This is a genomic window from Verrucomicrobiia bacterium, assembly GCA_036268055.1.
In the GTDB taxonomy this organism is placed as follows: Bacteria; Verrucomicrobiota; Verrucomicrobiia; order Limisphaerales; family Pedosphaeraceae; genus DATAUW01.
Genome location: DATAUW010000037.1, coordinates 58,412 through 80,711, shown reverse-complemented (window position 1 = coordinate 80,711; position 22,300 = coordinate 58,412). Strand labels below are relative to the sequence as shown.

Sequence of the window (22,300 nt, the reverse complement as noted above, 5' to 3'; positions counted from 1 at the left end):
TCAACTATCTCTAAAAAAGTTTTGGCGCAATTTGAACAGCTTGGTGTTTTTAGTTCATCAAACACGTCGTATTTCTTAGGCCACTAAAACCTCAATAATAACAAAGCTAAACCTTTAAGCGACCCCTTGTTTAAAGGCCTTTTATCAATGTATGCGGCGACTGTTATGGTATACAAAGCGTCATCAAAAGATGGATAGGCAACATTAAAAAAAAGATTAATCCAATATTAAAAATAAATAAAGAATCTAGTCTTTAAACGAGCATTTGAAGGAGATTTATAGACCGGGTTGAGTAATGAGGTTATAGGCTTATTAATATGGCATCAAAAAAAGATTAATATCTCCCGGTGATTCGGAAACAACTTATCATTGCTTTTGCAAAGCGGTGGTGCGACCTGGGCGAAGACAACACTCCTTGAAAAGCTCGGGAAACTGCGATTCAAATTTTCAGGAACCCAAATTGACGAAGTGGTAAACTGGGTTGGCGATCCTGCTTTCCGGGTCGAGTTCTGTGGGCGAAAATGCCGCGACGTCCTTTGTGCGGGCCCGGCAACAAAGTCGGTGGGCAGTTTTGTGCGCGAATCAATCCCGCACCATAAGCCGATACCCGACGCCCGGTTCAGTGATCAGTAATTCCGCTTTTTCGGGATTGGGCTCCAGTTTTTTTCTCAGGTGCCACATGTAAACGCGCAAGGTTTGAAGTTCATCCAATTTCTCCTCACCCCAAACTTCGCGTAAAATCTGGTCGTGTGTGAGCACTTTGCCGGCGTGTTGAACGAAGAATAGCAACAGTGAATACTCTGTGGGAGTCAGCCGGACCGTTCGGTCTTGCACTGTGACCGTGCGGGTGGGCAAATCCACGCTGAGCGGTCCCGAGCGAAACAGCTCTGGCTTGTTCATCGGTTTGGCCGAACGCAGCGCGACTCGCACGCGGGCAAGCAGTTCACCAGTGCCAAAAGGTTTTGTCAGATAATCGTTCGCGCCGCCATTCAGCGCGGCGATTTTGTCGGCTTCACGACTTCGCACGGAAATGACAATCACAGGCGCCTGGCTCCATTCGCGCAATCGCTTGAGTACTTCCAGCCCATCCATATCGGGCAGCCGAAGATCGAGCAGGATGAGTTGCGGTTGATATGAAAGCGCGCTGGAAAGCCCCGCTTCGCCATTGGCGGCTTCAATGATATTAAACCCATTCCGCTCGAGATAACCGCGCAATAAGCGCCGGATCTGAACTTCATCTTCGATGACTAATAACGATGGGAGCTGGCGTGCCGCATCACTCATAGATTTTTTCCACAGGAATCATTTTTTCTTTCAGCGGCAAATGCAGGATAAACTTTGCTCCGCCTTCGGCCCGATTTTCCGCTGTTCCCACGCCGCCTTGTGCTTCCATGAAGCCCTTCACCAGAGAAAGGCCAAGGCCGGTGCCTCCATCCGGCGCGTTGGGGGCGCGGTAAAACTTGTTGAATATCTTGTCCAGGGAAGCGGCGGGAATTCCTGGACCGCTATCGGCGACAATAATATCGAGGGCGCCGTGTTCGATGCGGGCGGACACTTCTATCAATGTTCCGGCGGGAGTATGGAGGACGGCATTGGACAATAAGTTAGTCAACGCATGTTGCATAAGCACGAAGTCCATCCAGACTAGTGGCAAATCCGGCGCCACGGCAACACTAACTTGATGCCGGACGAGTTCCTTCTCCATTTCCGCCAGCACCGTGTAGATCAAATCACTCACCTCACAGTCATTCATGTTCGGCTTGACCGTGCCCGATTCCAAATGGCTCACTTCAAGAAAATTTCCAACCAGCCGGTTCAATCTTCCCGTGGCCTCCTGTATCTCGCCGACCATCTCTCTTTGCAGCGCGTGTCCATCGTCCTTTTCCAGTTCTGCCAGGATGCTGGTGGCGCCCATGATCGCCGTGATGGGTGTTCGGACTTCGTGGGACATGGAATCCAGCAGCGTCTTCGTGAGCCGTTCGGACTCAGCGAGGACTTTTGCGCGTTCGGAAATTTCATTCAGCCGCTTGCGATCAAGCGCGAGCACGATTTGCTCCACGAAAGCGTCCAGCAAATTTAATTGGTGTACGGTTGGAGGAAAGGCTTGCGTGAATTGCAGCCCCACGACACCGAGAACACCCTGGGTGCTAATGAGTGGAATATAAAAGGCATCCGCGAGCGGAAAATGGCTGGTGAATTTACCGGCGTTTTGGGAATGCTCAAAAACCCAATTCGCCGCGCGCCGGCCTTCCTCACTGGGCGTGAACGTGCTGGCCCAATGCAGCCTTTGTTTTTTTTCATTAACCGAAGCGTCCAACAGAACGGCACATTGAGCTTGAAAAACTTGTTCCAATTGAAGCACCGCCCGTCGAATAATCTGATCAAGATTCGCGGCGGCGCTTAATTCTCGTGTCAATAAATACAGGGCCGTCGCTCGCTCCTCGCCCAGGCTTTCAATTTTTTGTTGCGCCCGGATGCGGCTGGTAAGGTGCCCCATGAATAAGGCGACGACAAAGTACATTCCAAATGCCAGCGCATCACCGAAACGGGAAATGCTAAATTTAAAGACGGGGGGCAGGATGAAATAATCCCAAAGCAGTGCGCTCGTTAACGCTGCCACGAGAGTCGGCCCCCGCCCGAAGAGCGAACCCAACACCACCACCGCCAGCAGAAAGATTAAAGCAGCCGCTTCGGGAGGGCCGATCCACGAACCCGATGACATCACGGCAAACGTCACCGCAACAATCACACCCACGGCAAACAAATATTGGAACCAGGTAAATTCCTTTAAATCCTGCCAGCGCGGCGGCATTGACTCGCGAACCTTGCTTCCGGAATTCACCACGTGAACTTCCAGGTCATCGCTCTCGCGAATCAGCTGGTTCAAGACTTGATCGTGCCGGAAAAATCTCCTGATAGAAGCGCCGGATTTTCCAATAACGATTTGACTCACGTTGCGCTGCCGTGCCACCCGCAACAAACAACCTACCAGATCAGTTCCCGTGACCGTGATAACCTCAGCACCCAATTCCCTCGCCAATTCGAGCGCCTTTCCGATCTGGATCTGATCTCCGCCATGCAGGGGTGACTGCACATCCACATATACGGCAATCCACGGGCATTTTAAGGTCGCGGCTAAATTTGAAGCCCGCTGTACGATTTTTTCAGCCGCGCGCCCTGAACCAACCGCAGCCATGAGAAGTTGAACGGATTTTGGTGGATTTTGAGCTTGTCTTTCCACTTGTGCGATTTCCTGTTCAGCTCTGCTTCCTTCGATCACGTCCGCATTTTACCTCAGTCCCATTTGAATTCACGTTTTTTTCTGTTCCAGATATTTGTAACAAAACCCAGCCTGAATCTCACCTAGAAAAAGCAGATGGCCAAAGCGATAAATGCTCAGGCACTCCTATTGTTAAACGCCAAGAATGAGTTGTTCCGGCCACCCAGCTTAATCAGCAGATCGTTCGCGTTTATTTAATGGCAAGCGCTCCCGCAATAACGGGGCGCGCTTGTCCGAATTTATGGTTTGCATCGCCGTTGCGGAATCAACAATTATGTCTGGCTTGAATATCTTAACTTCATTTCCTTTTGCGCGGGGCCGTATCCTGGCGTTGGCCGCGATTATTTTCCTGAGCGCCGGGCAACTCAAAGCGAGTACCGTCTGGCTGGATGAACTGGACCTCAGCAATACTTCGCAGGACTGGGGCCAGCCACAAAAGGATAAATCCGTGGACGGACATTCCTTGCGCATTGGCAAGCAGTCGTTTGACCGCGGCTTGGGCACACATGCGGTCAGTGCGCTCTATGTTGATCTTCATGGCTCCGGGAACAAATTCAGCAGCCTGGTCGGCTTGGACTCGGAAGAAACCAATAGTCTTGCCAGCATTGAATTTTTTGTCATTGGCGATGGCAAAATTCTCTGGCGCAGCGGGGTCATGAAGGCCGGTGAACCCGCCAAGGCGGTGGAGGTGCCACTCAGCGGCATCCAAACGCTTCTCTTGCGGGTCGGCGATGCCAATGACGGGATTAGTTTTGATCACGCGGATTGGGCGGAGGCCAAATTTGAATACAGCGGCGCGGCACCGGTGACCGCAGCTGCTCCGCGAGAGGTGGCTGTAATATTGACGCCGACCGCGCCGTCCACGCCACGCATCAACGGGCCGCGGGTTTTCGGCGTGCGCCCCGGCCACCCGGTTCTCTTCACCGTGCCAGCCACGGGTGATCGTCCGATGAAATTCTCCTGTGGACATTTGCCCGAAGGACTGCAGTTTGATCCGGCCACCGGACAACTCACCGGTTCGCTGTCGAAGCCCGGCAATTATGATCTCACTTTGCGCGCGGAAAACCGGCTCGGCGCGAGCAAGGCGGCGTTGCGGATTGTTTGCGGCCCGGAGATTTCGCTGACTCCGCCAATGGGCTGGAACAGTTGGAATTGTTTTGCCGGCGCGGTGGATGATCAGAAGGTGCGTGCCGCGGCGGACGCTTTGGTGGCCAGCGGATTGATCAATCACGGCTGGACTTACATCAACATTGATGATTGCTGGGAAGACTCGCGCGACGCGGAGGGGCGCATCCAGTCCAACAAAAAATTTCCCGACATGAAGGCGCTTACGGATTATGTCCATTCCAAGGGTTTGAAGATCGGGATTTATTCCTCGCCCGGACCCAGAACTTGCGGGGGGTTTGAAGCGAGCTGGCAGCACGAACAGCTCGACGCGCAGCAGTATGCCGCGTGGGGATTTGATTATTTGAAATACGATTGGTGCTCCTACGAGCAGGTCCAGGATAAAACGCTCCCGGAACAACAGCGGTTGATGAAGCCATACAAAATTATGCGCACCGCCCTGGACTCGGTGAATCGCGACATCGTGTTCAGCCTTTGCCAATACGGAATGGGCGACGTCTGGAAGTGGGGCGCGCAGGTGGGTGGGAATTGCTGGCGCACGACGGGTGATATTTCGGATTCGTGGGGCAGCATGGCGAATATCGGTTTCAATCAGAACGGCCACGGAGATTACGCGGGGCCGGGGCATTGGAACGATCCCGACATGCTGGTCGTGGGACGCCTCGGGTGGGGAAATCTTCGTCCGACGCATCTGACGCCCAACGAGCAATACACGCATATCAGCCTTTGGTGTCTGCTGGCGTCGCCGTTGCTCATCGGTTGCGATATGTCGCAACTGGATGATTTTACGTTGAACCTGCTTTCCAACGACGAAGTCCTCGCGGTGAATCAGGACCCGCTGGGAAAAGAGGCGGCACGCGTGGCCGAGGACGGAGATTTCGAAGTGTGGGCCAAAACAATGCAGGACGGTTCCAAAGCCATTGGTCTTTTCAATCGGAGTGAGGCTGCCGCCGACGTGCGGGCTGATTGGAAAACGCTCGGCCTGCACGGCAAACACAAAGTGCGCGATCTCTGGCGGCAACGCGATCTGGGGAAGTTTGCGGATTCGTTCACGGCCAATGTTCCGCGCCACGGAGTGGTGATGATCCGCGTGTGGTAGCCATTCCAGGCTGCGGCAGGCGAAATCGGAGCACGATGGTTTATAGCAATACGGTGATACTGCCGCCGTTGGTAGCGGTTCCGCCGGGCTGCGCCACCCATGTCAATGGAAAGTTGGCGGGATAGGCGGCGCTTAATTGGGCGAACGTATAAGTTCCGGATGGCATTGCGGTCCAGCAATCTTCACCGCCCTGAAGGAATCATTTTGAGTGAGATTCAACCGGCCGTTTCTCTTTATTCAGGGCGAATCAAATTTTCCGGGCAAGTTCATCAGCAAGTAAGTTTAACAGGATTGGCTTACGAATTTGATTGCCTTTACCATCGCGCTTGGCGCGGACTTTGAGAAATAAATACAAAACGATTACGAAGGAGAATTATATGTATGCCATAACTGGAATCACTGGAAAGGTCGGAGGTGCAACCGCAAGGGCCTTGATCAACGCCGGAAAAAAAGTGCGCGGCGTGGTGCGCGACAAGGCCAAAGCAGCGCATTGGGAAAGAGCCGGTGTGGAACTTGTGGTTGCCGATATAAACGACGCCAGCGCCTTGACCGAAGCTTTTCGCGGATGTGAGGGCGTGTTCGTGGTGGTTCCGCCGAGTTTCGATCCGCTGCCGGATTTCCCCGAGGCGCGGGCCATCGGAGCAACTTTGAAATCGGCACTGGAAGCCGCGCGCCCGGCGCGAGTGGTTTATCTTTCAACCATCGGAGCGCAGGCGAGCCAATCAAATCTTCTCAGCCAACATACCATCATCGAACAAGCGATCAGCTCTTTGACCATGCCGTTGAGCATCCTTCGCCCCGCCTGGTTCATGGAGAATTGCAGTTGGGATGTGAGCCCCGCGCGGGAACGTGGCGTGATTCCAAGTTTTATTCAACCGCTTGATAAGCCCGTGCCGATGGTGGCGACGGCCGACATCGGCAAGACGGCAGCCAAACTTATTCAAGAACAGTGGAATGGCCGCCGCATCGTCGAGTTGGAAGGACCCAGGCGGGTGACGCCTAATGAGATTGCCGCCACGTTCGCCAAGCTCCTGGGCAAGCCGGAGCGGGCGGAAATTGTGCCGCATGAATCCTGGGAGCCGCTTTTTAAGTCGCAAGGAATGAAAAATCCGCTGCCACGGATTCGGATGCTGGACGGATTTAACGAAGGCTGGATTGATTTTGAAGGCGGCCTTACGGAACACTTAACCGGAAGCATAACGCTTCAGGATGTTATCAGAGATTTGGTTGCCAAAGATGATGCCGCTAAATAGTTAATTGATTTTCTGATCGAAAAACCAATTCGGTCTTGAGACTAAACTGTTTTTTAAGCCACGACTATCGGGTCATATTTTGTGTGATTAAAACTGTTTCCGAATACAGGGCCAGCCGTGCTAGAATTTTGTTGGCGTTATCGGCGTCAGTTACCGTGCCGATTTCCGCACTGACAGCGCGCGCGAGTCCATCCATCGCCCCTGGCAAGTCGGGGAGGGGAGCAGCGGTTTTTCCTTCAATACGATTCGCAAACTTGAGCAAGGTTTCGCTCGCCAGTGCCTTCAGCCGAAGCGCGGTTACGCGTACGAGTGCAGGCGCCATTTGCGGTCGCAAATCTGCCCGATGCTGGATGATGGCCAGGATGCGCAGGAAGATCAGTTCCACATCGTCCCGCACTTTTTCCAGATATTCGCGCCGCGACTTATTCCCTTCAAATTTCGAACTTTCGAGAAGCTGCCGAACGCCAGTCAGGTGTTGATACAACTGCAATCGTATGCTGTAGGCTTCTGCCAGTTGTGGTTTTGGGTCCAGTCCATCGTCATTGAGCAATATCATTTTCGCCAGCAGGCGCAGCGTATCGGCAATTTTCTCCTCGGTTTTCTGCACCGCGCTCACAGGCCACAATCGGGCATTGATAAATCCGTACACCAAAAGCCCAAGGAGAATGCCGATGAGGCGGTCGCGCACGACGCGCAATTCCGTGTAGGGGCCGTAGCTTTGCAGCACGCAGTTGAAGAACGCGTAGTTGATTTGAAAACCGCAGTAGGCGATGCGCGCACTTCCGAAATTGACCCACGCCGCCAAGCCGGTGACTGCCGCAACCGGGAACCAAAACCCGCCGAGTGAATCCAAGTTCGGAAAGACGTACGCCAGGGTGAGGAAGCCCAGCAGACCGCCGACGGCCGCCCCGGCGATTCGTAAAATCCCTTTTTGCACACTCGCACCAACGGTTGCCAGCGAGCAGACGACGCAGGTGGTGATGGCGGTATCAATCCCCTCATATTTCACGGAAGTAAAAATCAAATAACAGATCAATGCAGCCACGCCTCCTTTGACTCCAAAATATATATATTCAGGATTCGTGAAAGCATCCGGAACCAGCAGACTTCCTTTTTTCTTTTCCGGCGGCGGTTTTAATTCGTCTGGCAGATCGTCATTTCTGAAGGTGAACGGCATCAAGGCCGCCACTCTTTCCATCTCCAATAGCGTAACGGGATTTAGAGTCGAATTTTTTGAAGGCGGGCGTTGAGCTTGAGCCACGGAGATTTCCATTTTTATCCCCTGTTTGATCGCAACCTGCCAGGCGCGGCAAGCATCGGCGACGTTCAGAAGGCGTTGCTCGATGGATTCATCAAAGTGAATGCTTTTGTGTTGTTCCAAGAGCGCGGCCGATTCCACCAGCCGATCGGCAAGCACGAATTTGGCCCGGAGTTCCGCCTGATGCTGCTTGAGCCACGGCTCAATTTTTCCCGCCAAGGCCAGTAGATGAAGGGGCTCGACGATTCCTTCCACAGCCAGACGGATCAATACCGGATCGGGCGCGTCCTTGGCTTTGCCCGTGCCCATGCGCCGTAAAGATTTTTCAACGGCATCCAGCCGCGCGAAAAGTCCACGCATCAATACGGATTGAGACGTGTCTTTGTTAAGCAACAGATGAGCGATGTAACTGACGCTCAATCCCAACAAGGCCGCCCACCACAGATTAAATGGAAAGCGGTTCAGAAATTCCGAGTCGGAGGTGATGTCGGGAATCACCATTCCAATCGCCAGCGGAACACTTATCGCGGTTCCCAGCGGCGCCATCGTAAAAATACGGTTGATAAACAGACAAATAGCGATGAATAGCGGAATACATATTACTCTCATCCACGGCAAATCCACGACCGTGACATAAAAAAGTAAAAGACACGCGCACCCGATCGTAACTCCGACCATGGACAGCACGAACCCAAGGACTGAGGTCGTCTTGTCTCCACCGGCGATCAGGAATATCAGAATCATCGTGATAACCGGTTGTTTCAAATGAAACACCATGATCGGAATCGTGGCAGCCAAACACGCGAGGGTGAGCCTCACCGTGGACTGCCATCGTCCGGGAAAAGGTTTCAATTCCTGGCGAAGAAATTCGATCAGGCCGACGCCCTCAAACTTCGGCAGCGAAAATGTGGTCGTCGTTGAAGGCATTTAATTCTGGCGGTTGGCCGAGTCCCTGGCGGGTTGATGACGTCCGTCAATCGTCACCACGGCTGAAGCGCCAATGCGGAAGTTGTCATCCGGATCAGTTATCTCCACCCGCACGGGAAATCGTTGCGCCAGCCGGACCCAATCCAGGTTTCTCGGAACATTCGGCAGACCCGCCGCGGCCGTGCCGTATTCCGGCAGGACGGCCCACGCCAGGCCCACGACTTTTCCCTTGAATCTTTTTCCGCCGCGATATTGCAGATAAATTTCTGCCGAATCGCCTTCGGCAATATGTTTCAACTGGGTCTCGCGAAAATTCGCAACCGCGTACCACGTGCTCGTATCCACCAGCGTAAATAAATCAACGCCCACCCGGGCGAATTCGCCGAGGGAAATGTTCAGGTTGACAACTTTTCCACTGAACGGCGCGCGCACGGTGCAAAACTCGAGATTCAATTCGGCTTCCCGCACCTCGGCCTCGGACGCGCCGATGCGAGCATTAAAGTCGCCCTCCTGCCCGATGGCATCGTCCGCGCGAATGCGATCCATCTTCGCTTGTTCAAGTCCTGCCGCCGCCGCCGCCAATTCTCGCTTGGCTTCGTTCACTGCCGAGTCGGCCATCTGCTGGCGTGTCCGCGCGGCCTCGACGAGATCGAGCGTCGCGAATTCTTTCGTCAGCAGCGGTTCAAGCCGCTTCACATGATCCTGCGAATCCTTGGCTTCAGCCTCGGCACGTTCAACCGTGGCCTCCGCGGCGAAGCGTTGCGCTTCGGCCCGCGAAATCGAGGCGTCGCCAACTTTCAATGCTTGCTGAAGTCCCTCGACTTCTTTTCTACTTAGAACGAGAGCGGCCTTGGCCTTGGCAAGAGCGTGTTCGTAAGGCCGTGGATCAATGACAAAAAGCACATCGCCTTTGTTCACGACTTGATTATCCTTCACCCGCAAATCAATGACATGACCGCTGGCTTGCGGCGCGACCCCAATGAAATTCGCCCGCAACGTCGCGTCATCAGTTTGAGGACGATTATCATAAATCCAAATCGCCATCACCATGACAACTATTGCCGCGATAATAATGACGATGCCAACCACTCGCCCGATGCTTTTGCGAACAGGGCTTAAATTTTTTTCTGCATTCTCTTCCATAAATTTAGCTCCTGAAAAAAAGCAGCCACGACGACAAGGTGATCAACACCCAGAGCGCGCCATACACGAGCGGACGCGGCTTGAATCCCGCGTCAATATTTGTCATCACAAAAATTTGTTTGAAAATATAGCTCCCAATGACGCCCAATAGCGCGCACACCATCCATCCCGGAAAAAACGAACCCAGTATATTGACGGAAGGCGCTCCGCGGCAACCCGTTAGGAAAAGCAACGTGCTCCCCAACACCAAGCGCAAGCCAACGGCGGGCAATTTTATAATTCTCATGGTTTTTCACTCTTGCTTTTGACCTTCCCCGCGAAATCCGGTCCCAGATCGCCCGACGCAAAGGCGAGGGCAGAGGTGGATTCCAGCAGCGCGGCCCGGGTTTCCAAAAGGGTATATTCGGCCTGGCTCAATCCCTGCCGCGCGTTCAATAAATCCACCAGACTGCTGAGTCCGTTATTATACGACTCAAATGTTTGCGAGTAGGATTTCTGCGAAGCCTCCACAAGCGTGCCCGCCACGTCCAGCCGCCGGACCGCCAGTCTTGTGTCCGTGTAAAACTGGAACACCTGGGAAATCGCCTTGTCCCGCGAATCTTCGAGCGAACGCAACGCGGCGTCCCGGCTGGCGCGGGCAAGTTCCAACTTCTTCTTTCGCGCGCCGCCATCAAATAAATTCCAATTCAACGCCAGCCCAACCGCCCAAATCGGTTGCTCCGTCGAAACCCACGGAAGCCGAGTCCCCTCGACATTCACCTCCGCGCGATCAAAAGTGCCTCCCGCCTGTCCGAGAAACGACAGCGTGGGATAGTACGCCTCTTGCGCATTTTTAACTTCCGCCTCGCGTTGCCGGATGATCGCCGCCTGCGCCAGCAAATCCGGCCGTTGCTCCAAACTCCGATCAATGACCTGCTCAACGGTATCCGCGAGGTTATTCGGCAATGGCAGTCTTGAAAAATCCTCCACTTGCAGCGGAATCGTGGGCGTCACTCCGATGATTTGCGCCAGCGCCACTTGCGCATCTCTTTCTTTGGCGATGACTTCTTCCAAATCGAACGCTGCCTGCGCGGCCTGTTGCTCCGCCTGTGAAACCTCCGGCGACGTTGCCAGCCCTGACTTTGACCGGGCCTCGACCGCCTCTTTAACTTTGACAGCGGCATCCAGCGAAGAATGGGCCACCACGATTTTTCCCTTCGCCTTGGCCAGTTCGTAAAAAGCCGTCTGCACGCCGAAAACGATTTGCTGATGCCGCGCATTAAAACCAAGATCGGCCGCCAGCAGCCGGAATTTCGCTCCCGTCACCGCGGATTTGCGCCGCCCAAAATCCAGCAACAACCACTCCAGCGATAGCACCGGTTCCACATATTGATCCTTCACGTCCAGAAATCCGGCCTCAGTCGCCGTCAAGGGGACCGGCACCGGTTCGCGCGCATACAGCGCCGAGGCTTTCACCGCCAGCAACGGGAAATATTCGCTCTGGACAAGCCCGACCGCCGCCGCTGCTTGCCGCGCTTCTTCCCACGCCACCTTGGTTTCGGGATTCGCCCGTTCCGCGAAATCAACCAATTCCACCAGGCTATATTCCTTCCCGGCCTCCGCTTCGAGTTGCGGCTTGGATTTGATTTGCGCTACGAGGCCACGCAGGTCCGGCGGCTGCCATTGTTGCGTCGAACTGGCCGGAGCGTGGACACCTTTGATCATTTCCGACGAATGCGCCTCGGTGGAATCGGACGGCGAAGCGTCACTTTCGGCCCTGGCGGCCATCGTATCACCCATGCAGGCGAAGGCAAAAAGCAGAATGGCGAAATATCCCAATCTAAAAAAGTTCATCTGATTTCGTAAGGCTCACGAACTGAAAATTTTCTCCGCACCGCAAATAAATTTTCCGCCTGAAGACTGGACGCAACCCGCGTTCAATTAAGCTTCAACTGTAACCAGAAGTTTTTTTTTGTCAGATTAAATATTTTCGCAATCGCCTTTCAGTTTTTTTTGCTTCGACGTAATAGCATGGCAAGCGTTCGCGCGGCCTTGGAACCGCGTCCCGGTACGAGCGAAAAGATTTGCTCGGAAGGCTGGTTTGAATCAATCCCACTGAGCCGTGGCAGCACGGCTATTTTTTACTGATTTGAGCCGCGACTTGATCGGCGGTTTCCTGCGTGGCTAGAAGATAAAATTGTTCGAAGATGTCTTCCGGCCGGCCTCTCACTTCCGCCCGGGCGCGCAAGTCCGCTCCGGGACGAGGCAGAACCACAGCCCGGATACGGCCGTCTTTCAACGGGCCGAGCCAATTTGTCGTTCCTTCGGAGTCGAGCACATAGAAATGCGGAGCCTTCGCCTGCCCGGTTGAAAACAGGTTGTTGAAGTCGGCTGGAACACCGGCGTAAGAAACAATCGCCAATGCGTCCGGGGCTTTTTCCAAAACCTGCTGAAAGGCCGCGACGTCATAACCAGTCTTGCCCGGTTTTGTTTCGAGATGGATAGCTTTCAGATGAAAAGTGGTGTGTCCGTGGCGCAAGGGCATCACGAAACCATCTTCGTAGCTTTGCTCCGTGTCTGCGTCCATGACTGACTGCAGCGGGAAGAGCAGGATGACCGTGCCATTCTGGTCCGCCAGATCACCGATAACACAATTAGCCAGGCAGGAACCCACCGCCATGCCACCGCGATCGGGAGTCTTCTCCGGCGGTGGGAATACAATTTGCCGAATTTGGAGAACCGAGATAACCGCCAGGGACACGATGCCAGCCACCATCAGGACCTGGCCGAAGGTCTGCGAACGGCGGCGTATCAAAGCACCCACACCAGACACCGCCAAGGCCACCAGGAGCAACGTAAACATTATGTGATAATCATCCCCGGGCTATTGCAGGGATGGATTCAGGGTCTGAGGATCAAAGACATTTGATGGTGAATTATTGCGCAGTTGGACGTGGCTATCCAGGAATACTAAATTGGCGCGGCCAATCTTGGGCTTCTGACCCACTACGCCGCCCTCAACCGGGTCGGTGGAAAACACGCTATGTTCGTTTCCTCCGCTGTGACGATAACAAATATTCCCCCCATAGGGGTCGTTATCAGCATAGGAACAGGCGTCATAGCCATCGGTCTCGGCGAACAACATGGTCCAACTCGGATGCGGAATATCCGCCGCGAGCGACATCAGCTTGGGCGCACCGGCATTGATGTAATTATTTTGGGCGTAAGTAAGATAACCAAAGGGACCGCCGTTGGGACAAGCCGGGCAAAGAAGCACCTTATTGGTCGCCACGTTGAATGTCGTAGTTGAAGTATTGGCCTTCCTGCCCAAATAGGGTTGGAGCGCGTTATACCAGATCGTGTTTCCGATGGCGCCGGTTTGAGACGAGGGGAATCCGATTGGCAGAACCTTTTGATCGTCGTCGTAGAGGAGGGCGGCGAGAATCAACTGGCGCAAGTTATTATTGCAAGAGATGGACTTGGCCTTCCCCTTGGCCGCCGCCAGCGCGGGCAGCAGCAACGACGCAAGAATCGCAATGATCGCAATGACGACCAACAATTCAATCAACGTGAAGGCCAGCGCGGCGCGGACCCTTCGGCGAGTGTTCAAATATAAAGCAGGTCTCATAGGTTTATCAGCCCAACTTCTTGATTCTCTGTTTACATCGTCATCTAAAAACGGAAAGAAAATCTTGCTTGAGAACGGCAATCTTTGTTCCAGGAACGGCATTAGCACCAGCGCGATTTATCAGTAAAGACCGCGCACTCGGCATGTGTAAAACGCGAAGCGCTATTGAATTTCTTGCCCTAATTCAATAGCGCCTCGCTTGAAGGTCATTCGACCACCACTCTTAAAAAAACATTTACACTTTGGCAAGAACGGAGCGGCAGAGGAACAACGCATACTGAATTGCTTTTGCTGTCGCGGCCGCCGCCAGGCCCCAGGCAAGAACTTGCAAAGGAAGTTGAAGTTTTTTGAGGAGATTATGAGTCTGATCCGCGACCTTGACTGTGGCAGCCCCAATTTTGTTTGCCGCGTCGGTTCCTGCATCCAGGGCAGAATTTGCATGCTCTGAAGTAGCTTGAGCCGCTTGAGAAGTTTGGTTTGCCGCATCTTTTGCCGCATCAGCCGCCGAGTCCACTTTTTTTGGAAAATCTCCGATCTGGTCAAGCTTTTTCACGACCATTTGGGCGGGATGAGTAACGGCATTACGCGCTTTGGTGAAAAAACTTGCTTGAGTATCCGCAATGCTGGCAAGGACGACGACTGCGGCGATATAAGGGATTAATTTAGTTGGCTTCATGGTTTTATTATTCTGTTGGTTTATTTTCTTATGAACTCGGCGAAAATTTTGGAGGTTAGTGTTATTTAATTTTGCTCACTAGCGCATCTAGTCTTTATTTTCGCCTGCTCATATCTTGCGTTTACAAAACCATATTTTTTTGTTCTCTCAACAAGAACATTTTCCCTCCTCAATGCGATATTATTCATAACGAAAGCCCAAGATTCGAATTGCAAAAAGTGACGCCCCGGGGTTCATTTCTTGAATGAATGGAAAAGGCAATCTAGGAAGCAGCACCATTGATGTTGAGACTTGGATGACTTTAGATCGTCTGCTTGCATTCAAGGCCGCCGCCGATGCGGGTGGTCCCGGCCCCGCGAGCCGTGGAATTCAAGCACAGGAAGATAAAATCAGGCGTAAAATCAAGGAACTATCGAGGGGCTTCGGAAGACCTCTTTGTGAGTCAAATGGTTCAGGCTGGAAGCTTACATTCTCAGGGAATCGGCTGCGGACAGCGGTAGAGGAGCTTTCTGCAAGCCTCGCTTGTTTCAAATCTTACTGCGACGAACATCAGGAGGTAAGCATCGGAGCCGGCGATCGGCTTATGCAATGGTTTTTTATACCGAGACTGAAACAGATACGGCCTGATTTGACAGACTATACGTTTAAACTTTTTAATCTCGGATCCGCAGAAGTAGTGAGCAAGGTCGAGAATTTTACTTTAGACTTTGGTTTGATTCGCGAACAGGACCGCCCCCGCCGATTAGGATTTTTGAAACTCAAGCACCACCTTAATTACGCTCTTTTTATCCAGAAATCTACAGATCCCGAGCAACGGGACGTTGAGGTTATCCTCGCTAATCATCCCCTGGCTTTGGTTCAGAAATATACTGATGAATTTTGCGACCAAGCCAAAGAGAAAGGAATAAATCTTCAGATTCGTCTGCTGTGTTCTACCTTTCCTCAAGCCCGGCGTGCGGTGTTGGAAGGCTACGCGGCAATTCTTCCTACAAGTGCTTTTACTCCGGCGGAATTACAGGACATTCGCCAAATTGAACTGCCTGCTTCAATGCAGTCGTTTCAGAAGAACGATGGCCACATTACTTTAATTTGGAATAAGCGAATCGAAAAAATGCGGGTTGATTTTCCAAAACTTATCAAGCTATTTGAAAAGGCACTTGTCAAAGCTTAAGGCTTTACGCGTCACAAACTGCCAGAAAAATGCGAACTTCAAGTGCCTCAAAACAATACCAATCATTCTTGCGCGGATGAACTGCGGTTGAGTCTGCTGACAAACTTCTGAATTCTTCTGGCACGGATGTCGCTGCTTTGAATCGGGTCTCTTTTAAGCGAGGCTGTTTGTCTTTTTTTGAGACAATCCGGTGGTTGTAAGTCTCAAAATATTTATGAAAAAATGGTTGTTGGGGTTCGGGATATGCGTGCTGTTGGTTCGGACTTCCCTGGGCGGTCTGGCTTGGGAACCAGATGTCCGCACCGCATTGCTGGACGCAACGGGCGGGAATAAAATCGTGGTGCTGGATTTCACCGGCTCGGATTGGTGCGGCTGGTGCATGAAATTGAAGAGTGAGGTTTTCGACCAGCCGGAATTTGCCGCTTACGCCAAGGATAATTTGCTGATGGTGGAAGTGGATTTTCCGCGTCACAAGGAACTGCCGGCGGAACAGCAGGCTTCCAATCAAAAGCTGGCCGAAACATACGGGATACGAGGTTATCCCACGATCATTCTTTTGGACGCGATGGGCAATAAGATCGGGCAGAGCGGTTATGTGCCGGGCGGGCCAAAAAATTTCATCGCGTCACTCGAAAAATTTCCTGCCGTCGGCCATCGCGAAGTTGCGCCGCCGGTGGCTTCCGCTCCTGAAGCGTCTCGGCACGCGGCACCTGCGTTTGTTCCGGTGGCTCCCGCGTCGCCGAATCATTATGGCGATCTCGTTCTCAAAGCCATTTCGGGCGCCAAAGATAGTCGAATGGTGATGATCAACGATCAATTACTCACGATCGGCGAAACTGCGAAGGTGAAAGTGCATGACGAACGCATTGCCGTCACGTTGAAGGAAGTGCATGACGATTCCGTGCTGATCGTCGTAGCGGGAAAAACGCAGGAGCTAAGGCTGGGGCAACATTGAGCACAAGAAGCCGTCCGCAAGAATGACGAAATTTCCTTCAACCGTTTTGAGCGGTTGAAGGAAATGAAAACCGGCGTGACGATTTCATCACGCACGTATTTTACCCCTCAATGCTTCAGCCGGAAAAATAAGTTTCCCGCCGCCGGAGTAAGGGTGACACTGTTCGTGCCGTTTATGGAGGTGATAGTCAAACCGCTGGTGGTCCAGGCGGATGATGACGCATCTATGTTTTGTTGGAGCGTGAAGGTGTTTACTGCGGGATCAAGCCAGAAAACTTTCACACTGTTCGGACCGGTTGCGACGATGGTGAGCGCGGGAGCGCCGGGCGTGGGCACGAGGTTGATGATGCTCCAGAATCCGCCGGTGACGGAGAAACCACCCGCGCTCATCGTGGCAGTAGCGTCGTGCTGGCCGATGGTTCCGGTGATGGTGAATTGTGCGTTGGTGCTGGTGCCGCCGCCACCGGCGATTTTGTGCCAGTCCACGGTATAGGTTTGTGCCTGAAGATCGGCTCCGGCCGCCGCCAAGAGAAGAAGGGCGAAGGCTGGGGCCAACTTAGACATATTGAATCGAGCATTCATAAGGTTGAATTGATCGCATAAGTGTCATTTAGGAAAAATGAGCGACTCACTGGTTGACTGTGGATGTGACAGTTCCTATCCAGTTGGCCGTATTATTACCCAGATTATCAACGAATCGCATCATTTCAACGGTAGTAAAATCCGCCGGATTAAAGGCATCCCCAAACGAGAGTCGCAAATAGGAAATCTTTTGGGCGTCCGTGAAAACCTGCACGGATGCGGACGCCGCTCCATAAAAAATATTTTGGAAAGGTACCATGGTGTTGCTGGTATTAATCCCAAATCCAACAATTTGCGCATCGCCGGCAACCGGGCCTGCTTTAAGTACGAGTCCACCGGGTGTGCCATCCCGCTCCAAAGTAATAACGTTCCCTCCAAAGGTCAGACCTCTCGCCACTATCTGGCCGACGGCGCTCGAAGTGCTGTTGATTCGACGTATCAAAATAGAACGGGTGGGCGCTTCGGAGGTTCCGGTTTCAGAACCCATGCGCACCAGGCCATTCACTTGCAATGAGGAATCGCTATTTGGCGTGCTCGTCCCGATGCCAACGTTGCCGTTGGTGGTGATCGTAAATCGTTCGGTGGGGCCGCCGCCATCAACGCGTGAAGCGTTCAAACCGGTATTATCCGAGACCCATTGCCAGCCAAATCCATTGGCGGGGTGAAAGCGATCCTCCAGCATGAGAGCCGCCGATGCGCCTCCAGCGACAACCTGCCCGTTAACCGTTTGGTCAGTGGAAAACGTGTTTTTGGACCCAAGCAAGGCCACTCCGGTCAGATCGTTGCCGGAGCCGGCGAAGGATGTTGCCGCGACTTCGCCATTGACTTGAAGCGGGAAGATCGGATTGGTGTTGCCGATGCCGACGAAGCCGAAGCCATTAATCCGCATGACTTCACGGGTAGTGGCAGTATCGCACTGCCAGGTGTAGAAGAGCACGTCGCCGGAATTGCCGCAGCCCTGCAGGCCAGGATCAACCACCGCCGACATGCCGTTGAAGTCCTGTGAATTAGCATCCTTGTAGCCGAAACTGACTTTGGTCCCCCGATTACTTGGGTCGTGCTCGGTGACACTGGTCGTGTTGTTTCCGATGATTCCGCCGAGTGTGACATCCAATACATCGGTGGGATTGGACACACCAATGCCCACGTTGCCGCCGTCATACGAAAGGATGGGGCCCGCCTGGTTCCAAATACCAATATTGGGAGCGAGTTGGGTCGAACCCACACTGCCCGCCGCCAGCAAATTCGAGGTGATGGTTCCATTGGCGAGGTTCGCCGGAGCGATGGTTCCCGTTAATTGCGCCGTCGGCAACGAACCGCTAAGACTGGCGCTGGTGATGGCGTAAGGCGCGGGCGTCACCTGCTGGCGCGGGGTCAATGGCGGGGAGAAGCTTGCGGCGCCATTGGTGCGCACGGCGAGTTCGAGCCAGTTGCTGGTGCCGGTGAAGGCGTGGCCAAAATCCACAGTCACCGTGAAGAGGCCGTTGCTCACAGGGGTCGCTGTGTTGACCATCGGACCAGCAACGGCGGTGCCGCCAGAACTGTTTGTGAACAGGGTAAATTGAAGGTCATAACTGCCGCTGGCCGGATCGGCGCCGGAGTTTAGGCGGCCCTGATAGGTGAAGGCGGTTCCCTGGGCGAAGACGGGCAGGGCAAGCAGATGGCACAGCCCAACGGCGAGGAGAATTTTTTTGGTTTTGATCATAGTCGGTTTTACTGGGTTTAGTTGATGGAATGACCCTGAAGAAATCTTCGAGAGCCGTTCCATTACTCAATGCGCGAATCCTCCGCAGAAAGTAGGTCGAAATCTTTAAAATATTTTATTCCGGTTTGAGGATAGGACGAGTTGCTTGGAAAAATGCCGCGCCGCGCTGGTTTAAGCCCGGCGAACCGGGAAGATCAATCGGGGCGGGAAGCGGGAGCAAATTCTACATTCAACTTCGCAAGTGCATCGGTGTCACCCGTTTCAGCCAGCACGCCTTTGAGCGCGGTCACGGCCCGCCGGGTTCTTGACGCCCAGAGATGGCTCGAATGACGGCGGCAAATAGCGACGGCTTCCTCGGCGAGTGGGCGGGCGTCGGCGGAGCGCTGGTTGTGCCGCAGGAAAGTCACGTAGCCCAAGATCAACTGGATCATGTCCGAGCGATCAGGACCTTCTTTTCTGGCGATGTCCAGCGCCTCGCGGAAATGTTCCTCCGCTTCTATCGGCTGGTTGCGTTTTGACAAAGCGATGGCGAGATGGTGATGCATCCACGCCTGGCTCCATTTTCCTTTGCCGACGGTTTTTTCCTGAATCTCAATGGCCTTCCGCAAATCCACTTCGGCTTCGGCCACTTCATCCGGCGTGCCGTCCACGAGGAAAGATCCGAGACACCAATATTCAAAGCTGGTATAGGGATGCTCGTCGCCGTGATTTTTCCGCATGATCGCCAAGGCCTCGCGGGCGGCTGTTTTCGCTTCGTCCATCTTGCCTTGCGCGGAAAGCGCGAAGCCAAAACCTTCCAGCGCCCACGCGACTTCATCGTCTTCATCGCCGAAATGATTTTTGCGAATGGCCAGCGCCCGGCGAAAATCGGTTTCCGCCTCGGCATTTTTTCCTTCGTGCCGAAGAACGTCGCCCAGGATGCACAGCACGGACGCTTCTTCACTGCTGCCCTGGCCGTGCAACTTCGTTTGCATCGCGAGTGATTGGCGGGCGACGCCTTCGGCAATTTCCAGATCGCGCAGCCGCATCAAGGCCATCGCGCGCCAATGCAACGCTTCCGCGGCGTCCGGGCTGGCGTCGCCAAAATGCGTCTGCGCCAACTGAAAGGTTTCGCGTGACATCTTTTCCGTCGTCGCATAATCCTGCAAATCGAAATAGACGCGCGCGAGCGTGAGGCGAAGATCCAACTGCGCCTCGGGTTCATCCTTCAAGTCCGCGTCCACCCGTTTCGTGGTCTTGTCCAAAATTTCCCGCAACATCGTCGTGTCGCGTCCAAGGGCGGCGGATGGCCCGATCCCGCGGAGCATGTCCTTGAGAAAGCGGGCGGTCTGTTCGCTGCGCGCGGCTTCTGTCCGTGCTTTTTTCTCTCCCGCATCGGCAAGCGTGCGCAAATGGGTCTGTTCGCGTTCAGCTCGAATCGCGCGAACCGCCTGCCAGGTGCTGATGGTCGCGCCAAGCAAAAGCGCGAGAAAAACAATCGCCGCCGACGCAACGGCCAATTTATTTCGCTGCACCAATTTTTGAAAACGGTACGAAGCACTGGGCGGACGCGCGACAATCGGTTCGTTCTCCAAATGGCGCAGGATGTCTGCGGCAAGCGCGCTGGCCGTTTCGTAACGCCGCGTGCGGTCCTTCTCAAGACACTTCATCGCGATCCAGTCGAGGTCGCCACGGATGGCATGGATCAATCGCGGTGGTTCAGATTGCCGCGCGAGCGCGACGGTGGTCATCTCAGCCGCCTGCAACGTGCTCAGGCGATTGCTCGGCCGCGGCGGTTCCTCCTCGCGGATGATGCGCAGCATGTGGTCAAAGCCGGAATCCAAAAGCGTCTTCGTATCAAACGGCGTGCGGCCCGTGAGCAATTCGTAAAGCAATACACCCAGCGAATAAATGTCGGTGCGAGTATCAATGTCCAGTCCGCTGCGCGATGCCTGCTCGGGACTCATGTAGGCGGGCGTGCCGATGAATTGATCCAGCGCGGTATAAATGGTTTTGTCCGTAAGCGACTCGTTGCCGATGGCCTTGGCGATGCCGAAGTCAATCACCTTGGTCACCGCCACGCCATCGTGCATGCTGACAAAAACATTGGAAGGCTTGAGGTCGCGATGGATGATTCCCTTTTGATGCGCGTGCTGCACTGCCTGGCAGACCTGGACGAAAAGTTTGATGCGTTCCGCCGTGCTTAATTTCTGCTGGTCACAGAGCGCGGTGATTTTCATCCCGCGCACCAGTTCCATGACGAAGTAAGGCCGGCCCGTATCCGTCGTGCCGCCGTCGAGAACTTTCGCGATGTTCGGATGATCCATCAACGCGAGCGCTTGCCGTTCGGCTTCGAATCGCGCGACGACCGCGCGGGTATCCATGCCGAGCTTGATGAGCTTGAGCGCGATCTGGCGTCGCACCGGTTCGGTCTGTTCGGCGACATACACTACACCACAACCGCCTTCACCAATTTTTTCCAGCACCTTGTAACGTCCGATCATCCGCCCGAGATATTCGTCCGGTGGTTCGATTTTGGCTTTGAGGTCCGATGAATCCAAAGGCGTTTGCGGTAGCGCATCTTCACTCTCATGCGCTGCAAGCAAGGCGTCGAGACGCTGGCGCAAAGGCGGGTTGTCCTTGCACGCGCCATTGAGAAAAGCAGCGCGCTCGGGTGGCGGAAATTTCAACGCAGCAGCAAAGAGAGTTTCTTCGCGTTGTTGCGGCGTGGGCGTAGTTTGTTCGGGTGCGCTCAATAGTTTCTATCCTTCAATGCGCTTTGGCGGACGGGAAAGTATGGAGAAATAATCGCGCATATTTGTTATGCAATTTAGTTCGGCGGAGCTGTGCGCATTTCCACCGCGAGCCACGCGCGCGCGTAAGCCCACCATTCCTTCGCCGTCGGCACGGCAATGCCCAGCGCCGTGGACGCCTCTTCGTAATTCATTCCCGCGAAGTAGCGCAGCTTTACCAGTTCCGCTTTGCGCGCATCCAGCGCCGAATATTTTTCGAGCGCCTCATCCAGCCGCAATAATGCCTCATCGTCAACCGTGGGCGCGGCGATTTCGATTTCATCGGCGTCCACCCGTTCCGCGCCGCCACCGCGCTTGGCCGTCATGCGCCGCCGCGCGCGTTCGATGAGAATCCGCCGCATGGCTTCAGCGGCAGCGGCAAAGAAATGGGCGCGATTGGCGAATTCTTTTTCGCCCGCGAGCCGCAGCCATGCCTCATGAACCAGCGCGGTCGGTTGCAACGTGTGGCCGGGCGGTTCGGCGGACATTTTTTGCGCGGCCAGTCGGCGCAGTTCCGCATAGACGAGCGGCAACAATTTTTCCGCCGCCCGGGGATCGCAAGCCCCAGCCCGGTCAAATAGATTTGAATCCTCGCTCATGAACGCTGCGCGACGGAAATTGAAACTCGCAAATAATGACGCCCGGATTTGAATTGTAGATCCACGGTTCGTTGGCCGGGTCTTGAGCTTGTCATTATATCATCCCAGGAAATTGGCAAGGCAGCGGGAATTTTATTGAGGATATTTCTT

General features: G+C 54.0%; 18 protein-coding genes. 4 read left to right on the top strand and 14 right to left on the bottom strand.

Translation table 11 applies throughout. The annotated features are described in order from the left end of the window. Nucleotides 1-582: 582 nt before the first annotated feature. Both VH413_19155 and VH413_19150 read right to left on the bottom strand, forming a co-directional pair. Complete coding sequence (locus VH413_19155; protein ID HEX3800821.1) at nucleotides 583-1,284, bottom strand: response regulator transcription factor; 702 nt, start codon at nucleotides 1,282-1,284, stop codon at nucleotides 583-585. Further along, nucleotides 1,277-2,887 carry a DUF4118 domain-containing protein gene (locus tag VH413_19150; GenBank protein ID HEX3800820.1) on the bottom strand — a complete coding sequence of 537 codons (1,611 nt, stop codon included), beginning with the start codon at nucleotides 2,885-2,887 and terminating at the stop codon, nucleotides 1,277-1,279. Before VH413_19150 ends, VH413_19155 begins: the two co-directional genes overlap by 8 nt. A 667-nt stretch (nucleotides 2,888-3,554) precedes the next feature. Between VH413_19150 and VH413_19145 the strand changes: the two genes are divergently transcribed. Next, nucleotides 3,555-5,504: an NPCBM/NEW2 domain-containing protein gene (locus VH413_19145; protein ID HEX3800819.1), complete on the top strand. Its 1,950-nt coding sequence runs from the start codon at nucleotides 3,555-3,557 to the stop codon at nucleotides 5,502-5,504. A gap of 40 nt (nucleotides 5,505-5,544) precedes the next feature. Here the strand turns inward: VH413_19145 and VH413_19140 are convergent, their stop codons facing one another. Next, nucleotides 5,545-5,670 (bottom strand): hypothetical protein, encoded by a 126-nt coding sequence (locus VH413_19140; protein ID HEX3800818.1) that lies wholly within the window; start codon nucleotides 5,668-5,670, stop codon nucleotides 5,545-5,547. 211 nt (nucleotides 5,671-5,881) lie between these two features. Between VH413_19140 and VH413_19135 the strand changes: the two genes are divergently transcribed. After that, complete coding sequence (locus VH413_19135; GenBank protein ID HEX3800817.1) at nucleotides 5,882-6,757, top strand: NmrA family NAD(P)-binding protein; 876 nt, start codon at nucleotides 5,882-5,884, stop codon at nucleotides 6,755-6,757. A gap of 64 nt (nucleotides 6,758-6,821) precedes the next feature. On the opposite strand, the gene VH413_19130 is transcribed toward VH413_19135, so the two are convergent. From VH413_19130 to VH413_19100, 7 genes are all read right to left on the bottom strand, one after another. Continuing rightward, nucleotides 6,822-8,942, bottom strand: coding sequence for an FUSC family protein (locus VH413_19130; protein HEX3800816.1), 2,121 nt, complete (start codon nucleotides 8,940-8,942; stop codon nucleotides 6,822-6,824). Then, on the bottom strand, nucleotides 8,943-10,085 hold the full coding sequence (locus VH413_19125; GenBank protein HEX3800815.1) for a biotin/lipoyl-binding protein: 1,143 nt from the start codon (nucleotides 10,083-10,085) through the stop codon (nucleotides 8,943-8,945). Nucleotides 10,086-10,089: 4 nt separating this feature from the next. Beyond that, complete coding sequence (locus VH413_19120; protein HEX3800814.1) at nucleotides 10,090-10,371, bottom strand: YtcA family lipoprotein; 282 nt, start codon at nucleotides 10,369-10,371, stop codon at nucleotides 10,090-10,092. Then, a complete protein-coding gene (locus VH413_19115; protein HEX3800813.1) occupies nucleotides 10,368-11,918 on the bottom strand; it encodes a TolC family protein in 1,551 nt (516 codons plus the stop codon). The genes VH413_19120 and VH413_19115 overlap by 4 nt, the downstream gene beginning before the upstream one ends. 280 nt (nucleotides 11,919-12,198) lie before the next feature. Next, nucleotides 12,199-12,927, bottom strand: a complete 729-nt coding sequence (locus tag VH413_19110; protein ID HEX3800812.1) for a hypothetical protein — start codon at nucleotides 12,925-12,927, stop codon at nucleotides 12,199-12,201. A 21-nt stretch (nucleotides 12,928-12,948) separates the two neighbouring features. After that, nucleotides 12,949-13,692 (bottom strand): DUF1559 domain-containing protein, encoded by a 744-nt coding sequence (locus tag VH413_19105; GenBank protein HEX3800811.1) that lies wholly within the window; start codon nucleotides 13,690-13,692, stop codon nucleotides 12,949-12,951. Between the two features lie 235 nt (nucleotides 13,693-13,927). Further along, nucleotides 13,928-14,368, bottom strand: coding sequence for a hypothetical protein (locus VH413_19100; protein HEX3800810.1), 441 nt, complete (start codon nucleotides 14,366-14,368; stop codon nucleotides 13,928-13,930). A gap of 244 nt (nucleotides 14,369-14,612) precedes the next feature. On the opposite strand from VH413_19100, the gene VH413_19095 reads away from it, so the two are divergent. Further along, entirely contained in the window at nucleotides 14,613-15,539 is a 927-nt protein-coding gene (locus VH413_19095; protein ID HEX3800809.1) for a LysR family transcriptional regulator, read from the top strand. Between the two features lie 214 nt (nucleotides 15,540-15,753). Next, on the top strand, nucleotides 15,754-16,494 hold the full coding sequence (locus VH413_19090) for a thioredoxin family protein (GenBank protein ID HEX3800808.1): 741 nt from the start codon (nucleotides 15,754-15,756) through the stop codon (nucleotides 16,492-16,494). Nucleotides 16,495-16,601: 107 nt separating this feature from the next. Here the strand turns inward: VH413_19090 and VH413_19085 are convergent, their stop codons facing one another. The 4 genes from VH413_19085 to VH413_19070 all read right to left on the bottom strand — a co-directional run bounded on the left by VH413_19085 (nucleotide 16,602) and on the right by VH413_19070 (nucleotide 22,150). Next, nucleotides 16,602-17,057, bottom strand: coding sequence for a hypothetical protein (locus tag VH413_19085; protein HEX3800807.1), 456 nt, complete (start codon nucleotides 17,055-17,057; stop codon nucleotides 16,602-16,604). A 64-nt stretch (nucleotides 17,058-17,121) separates the two neighbouring features. Next, a complete protein-coding gene (locus VH413_19080) occupies nucleotides 17,122-18,780 on the bottom strand; it encodes a hypothetical protein (GenBank protein HEX3800806.1) in 1,659 nt (552 codons plus the stop codon). Nucleotides 18,781-18,974: 194 nt separating this feature from the next. After that, entirely contained in the window at nucleotides 18,975-21,515 is a 2,541-nt protein-coding gene (locus VH413_19075; protein ID HEX3800805.1) for a serine/threonine-protein kinase, read from the bottom strand. 74 nt (nucleotides 21,516-21,589) lie between these two features. Beyond that, a complete protein-coding gene (locus tag VH413_19070) occupies nucleotides 21,590-22,150 on the bottom strand; it encodes an ECF-type sigma factor (protein HEX3800804.1) in 561 nt (186 codons plus the stop codon). Nucleotides 22,151-22,300: the final 150 nt, after the last annotated feature.

What these genes read in the sequence shown, in the direction of transcription:
- VH413_19140 (HEX3800818.1), bottom strand. Translation starts at nt 5,670, where the DNA reads ATGCCATCCGGAACTTATACGTTCGCCCAATTAAGCGCCGCCTATCCC.
- VH413_19115 (HEX3800813.1), bottom strand. Translation starts at nt 11,918, where the DNA reads ATGAACTTTTTTAGATTGGGATATTTCGCCATTCTGCTTTTTGCCTTC.
- VH413_19095 (HEX3800809.1), top strand. Translation starts at nt 14,613, where the DNA reads ATGAATGGAAAAGGCAATCTAGGAAGCAGCACCATTGATGTTGAGACT.
- VH413_19155 (HEX3800821.1), bottom strand. Translation starts at nt 1,284, where the DNA reads ATGAGTGATGCGGCACGCCAGCTCCCATCGTTATTAGTCATCGAAGAT.
- VH413_19090 (HEX3800808.1), top strand. Translation starts at nt 15,754, where the DNA reads ATGAAAAAATGGTTGTTGGGGTTCGGGATATGCGTGCTGTTGGTTCGG.
- VH413_19100 (HEX3800810.1), bottom strand. Translation starts at nt 14,368, where the DNA reads ATGAAGCCAACTAAATTAATCCCTTATATCGCCGCAGTCGTCGTCCTT.
- VH413_19105 (HEX3800811.1), bottom strand. Translation starts at nt 13,692, where the DNA reads ATGAGACCTGCTTTATATTTGAACACTCGCCGAAGGGTCCGCGCCGCG.
- VH413_19130 (HEX3800816.1), bottom strand. Translation starts at nt 8,942, where the DNA reads ATGCCTTCAACGACGACCACATTTTCGCTGCCGAAGTTTGAGGGCGTC.
- VH413_19080 (HEX3800806.1), bottom strand. Translation starts at nt 18,780, where the DNA reads ATGATCAAAACCAAAAAAATTCTCCTCGCCGTTGGGCTGTGCCATCTG.
- VH413_19135 (HEX3800817.1), top strand. Translation starts at nt 5,882, where the DNA reads ATGTATGCCATAACTGGAATCACTGGAAAGGTCGGAGGTGCAACCGCA.
- VH413_19120 (HEX3800814.1), bottom strand. Translation starts at nt 10,371, where the DNA reads ATGAGAATTATAAAATTGCCCGCCGTTGGCTTGCGCTTGGTGTTGGGG.
- VH413_19145 (HEX3800819.1), top strand. Translation starts at nt 3,555, where the DNA reads ATGTCTGGCTTGAATATCTTAACTTCATTTCCTTTTGCGCGGGGCCGT.
- VH413_19085 (HEX3800807.1), bottom strand. Translation starts at nt 17,057, where the DNA reads ATGTCTAAGTTGGCCCCAGCCTTCGCCCTTCTTCTCTTGGCGGCGGCC.
- VH413_19125 (HEX3800815.1), bottom strand. Translation starts at nt 10,085, where the DNA reads ATGGAAGAGAATGCAGAAAAAAATTTAAGCCCTGTTCGCAAAAGCATC.
- VH413_19070 (HEX3800804.1), bottom strand. Translation starts at nt 22,150, where the DNA reads ATGAGCGAGGATTCAAATCTATTTGACCGGGCTGGGGCTTGCGATCCC.
- VH413_19110 (HEX3800812.1), bottom strand. Translation starts at nt 12,927, where the DNA reads ATGTTTACGTTGCTCCTGGTGGCCTTGGCGGTGTCTGGTGTGGGTGCT.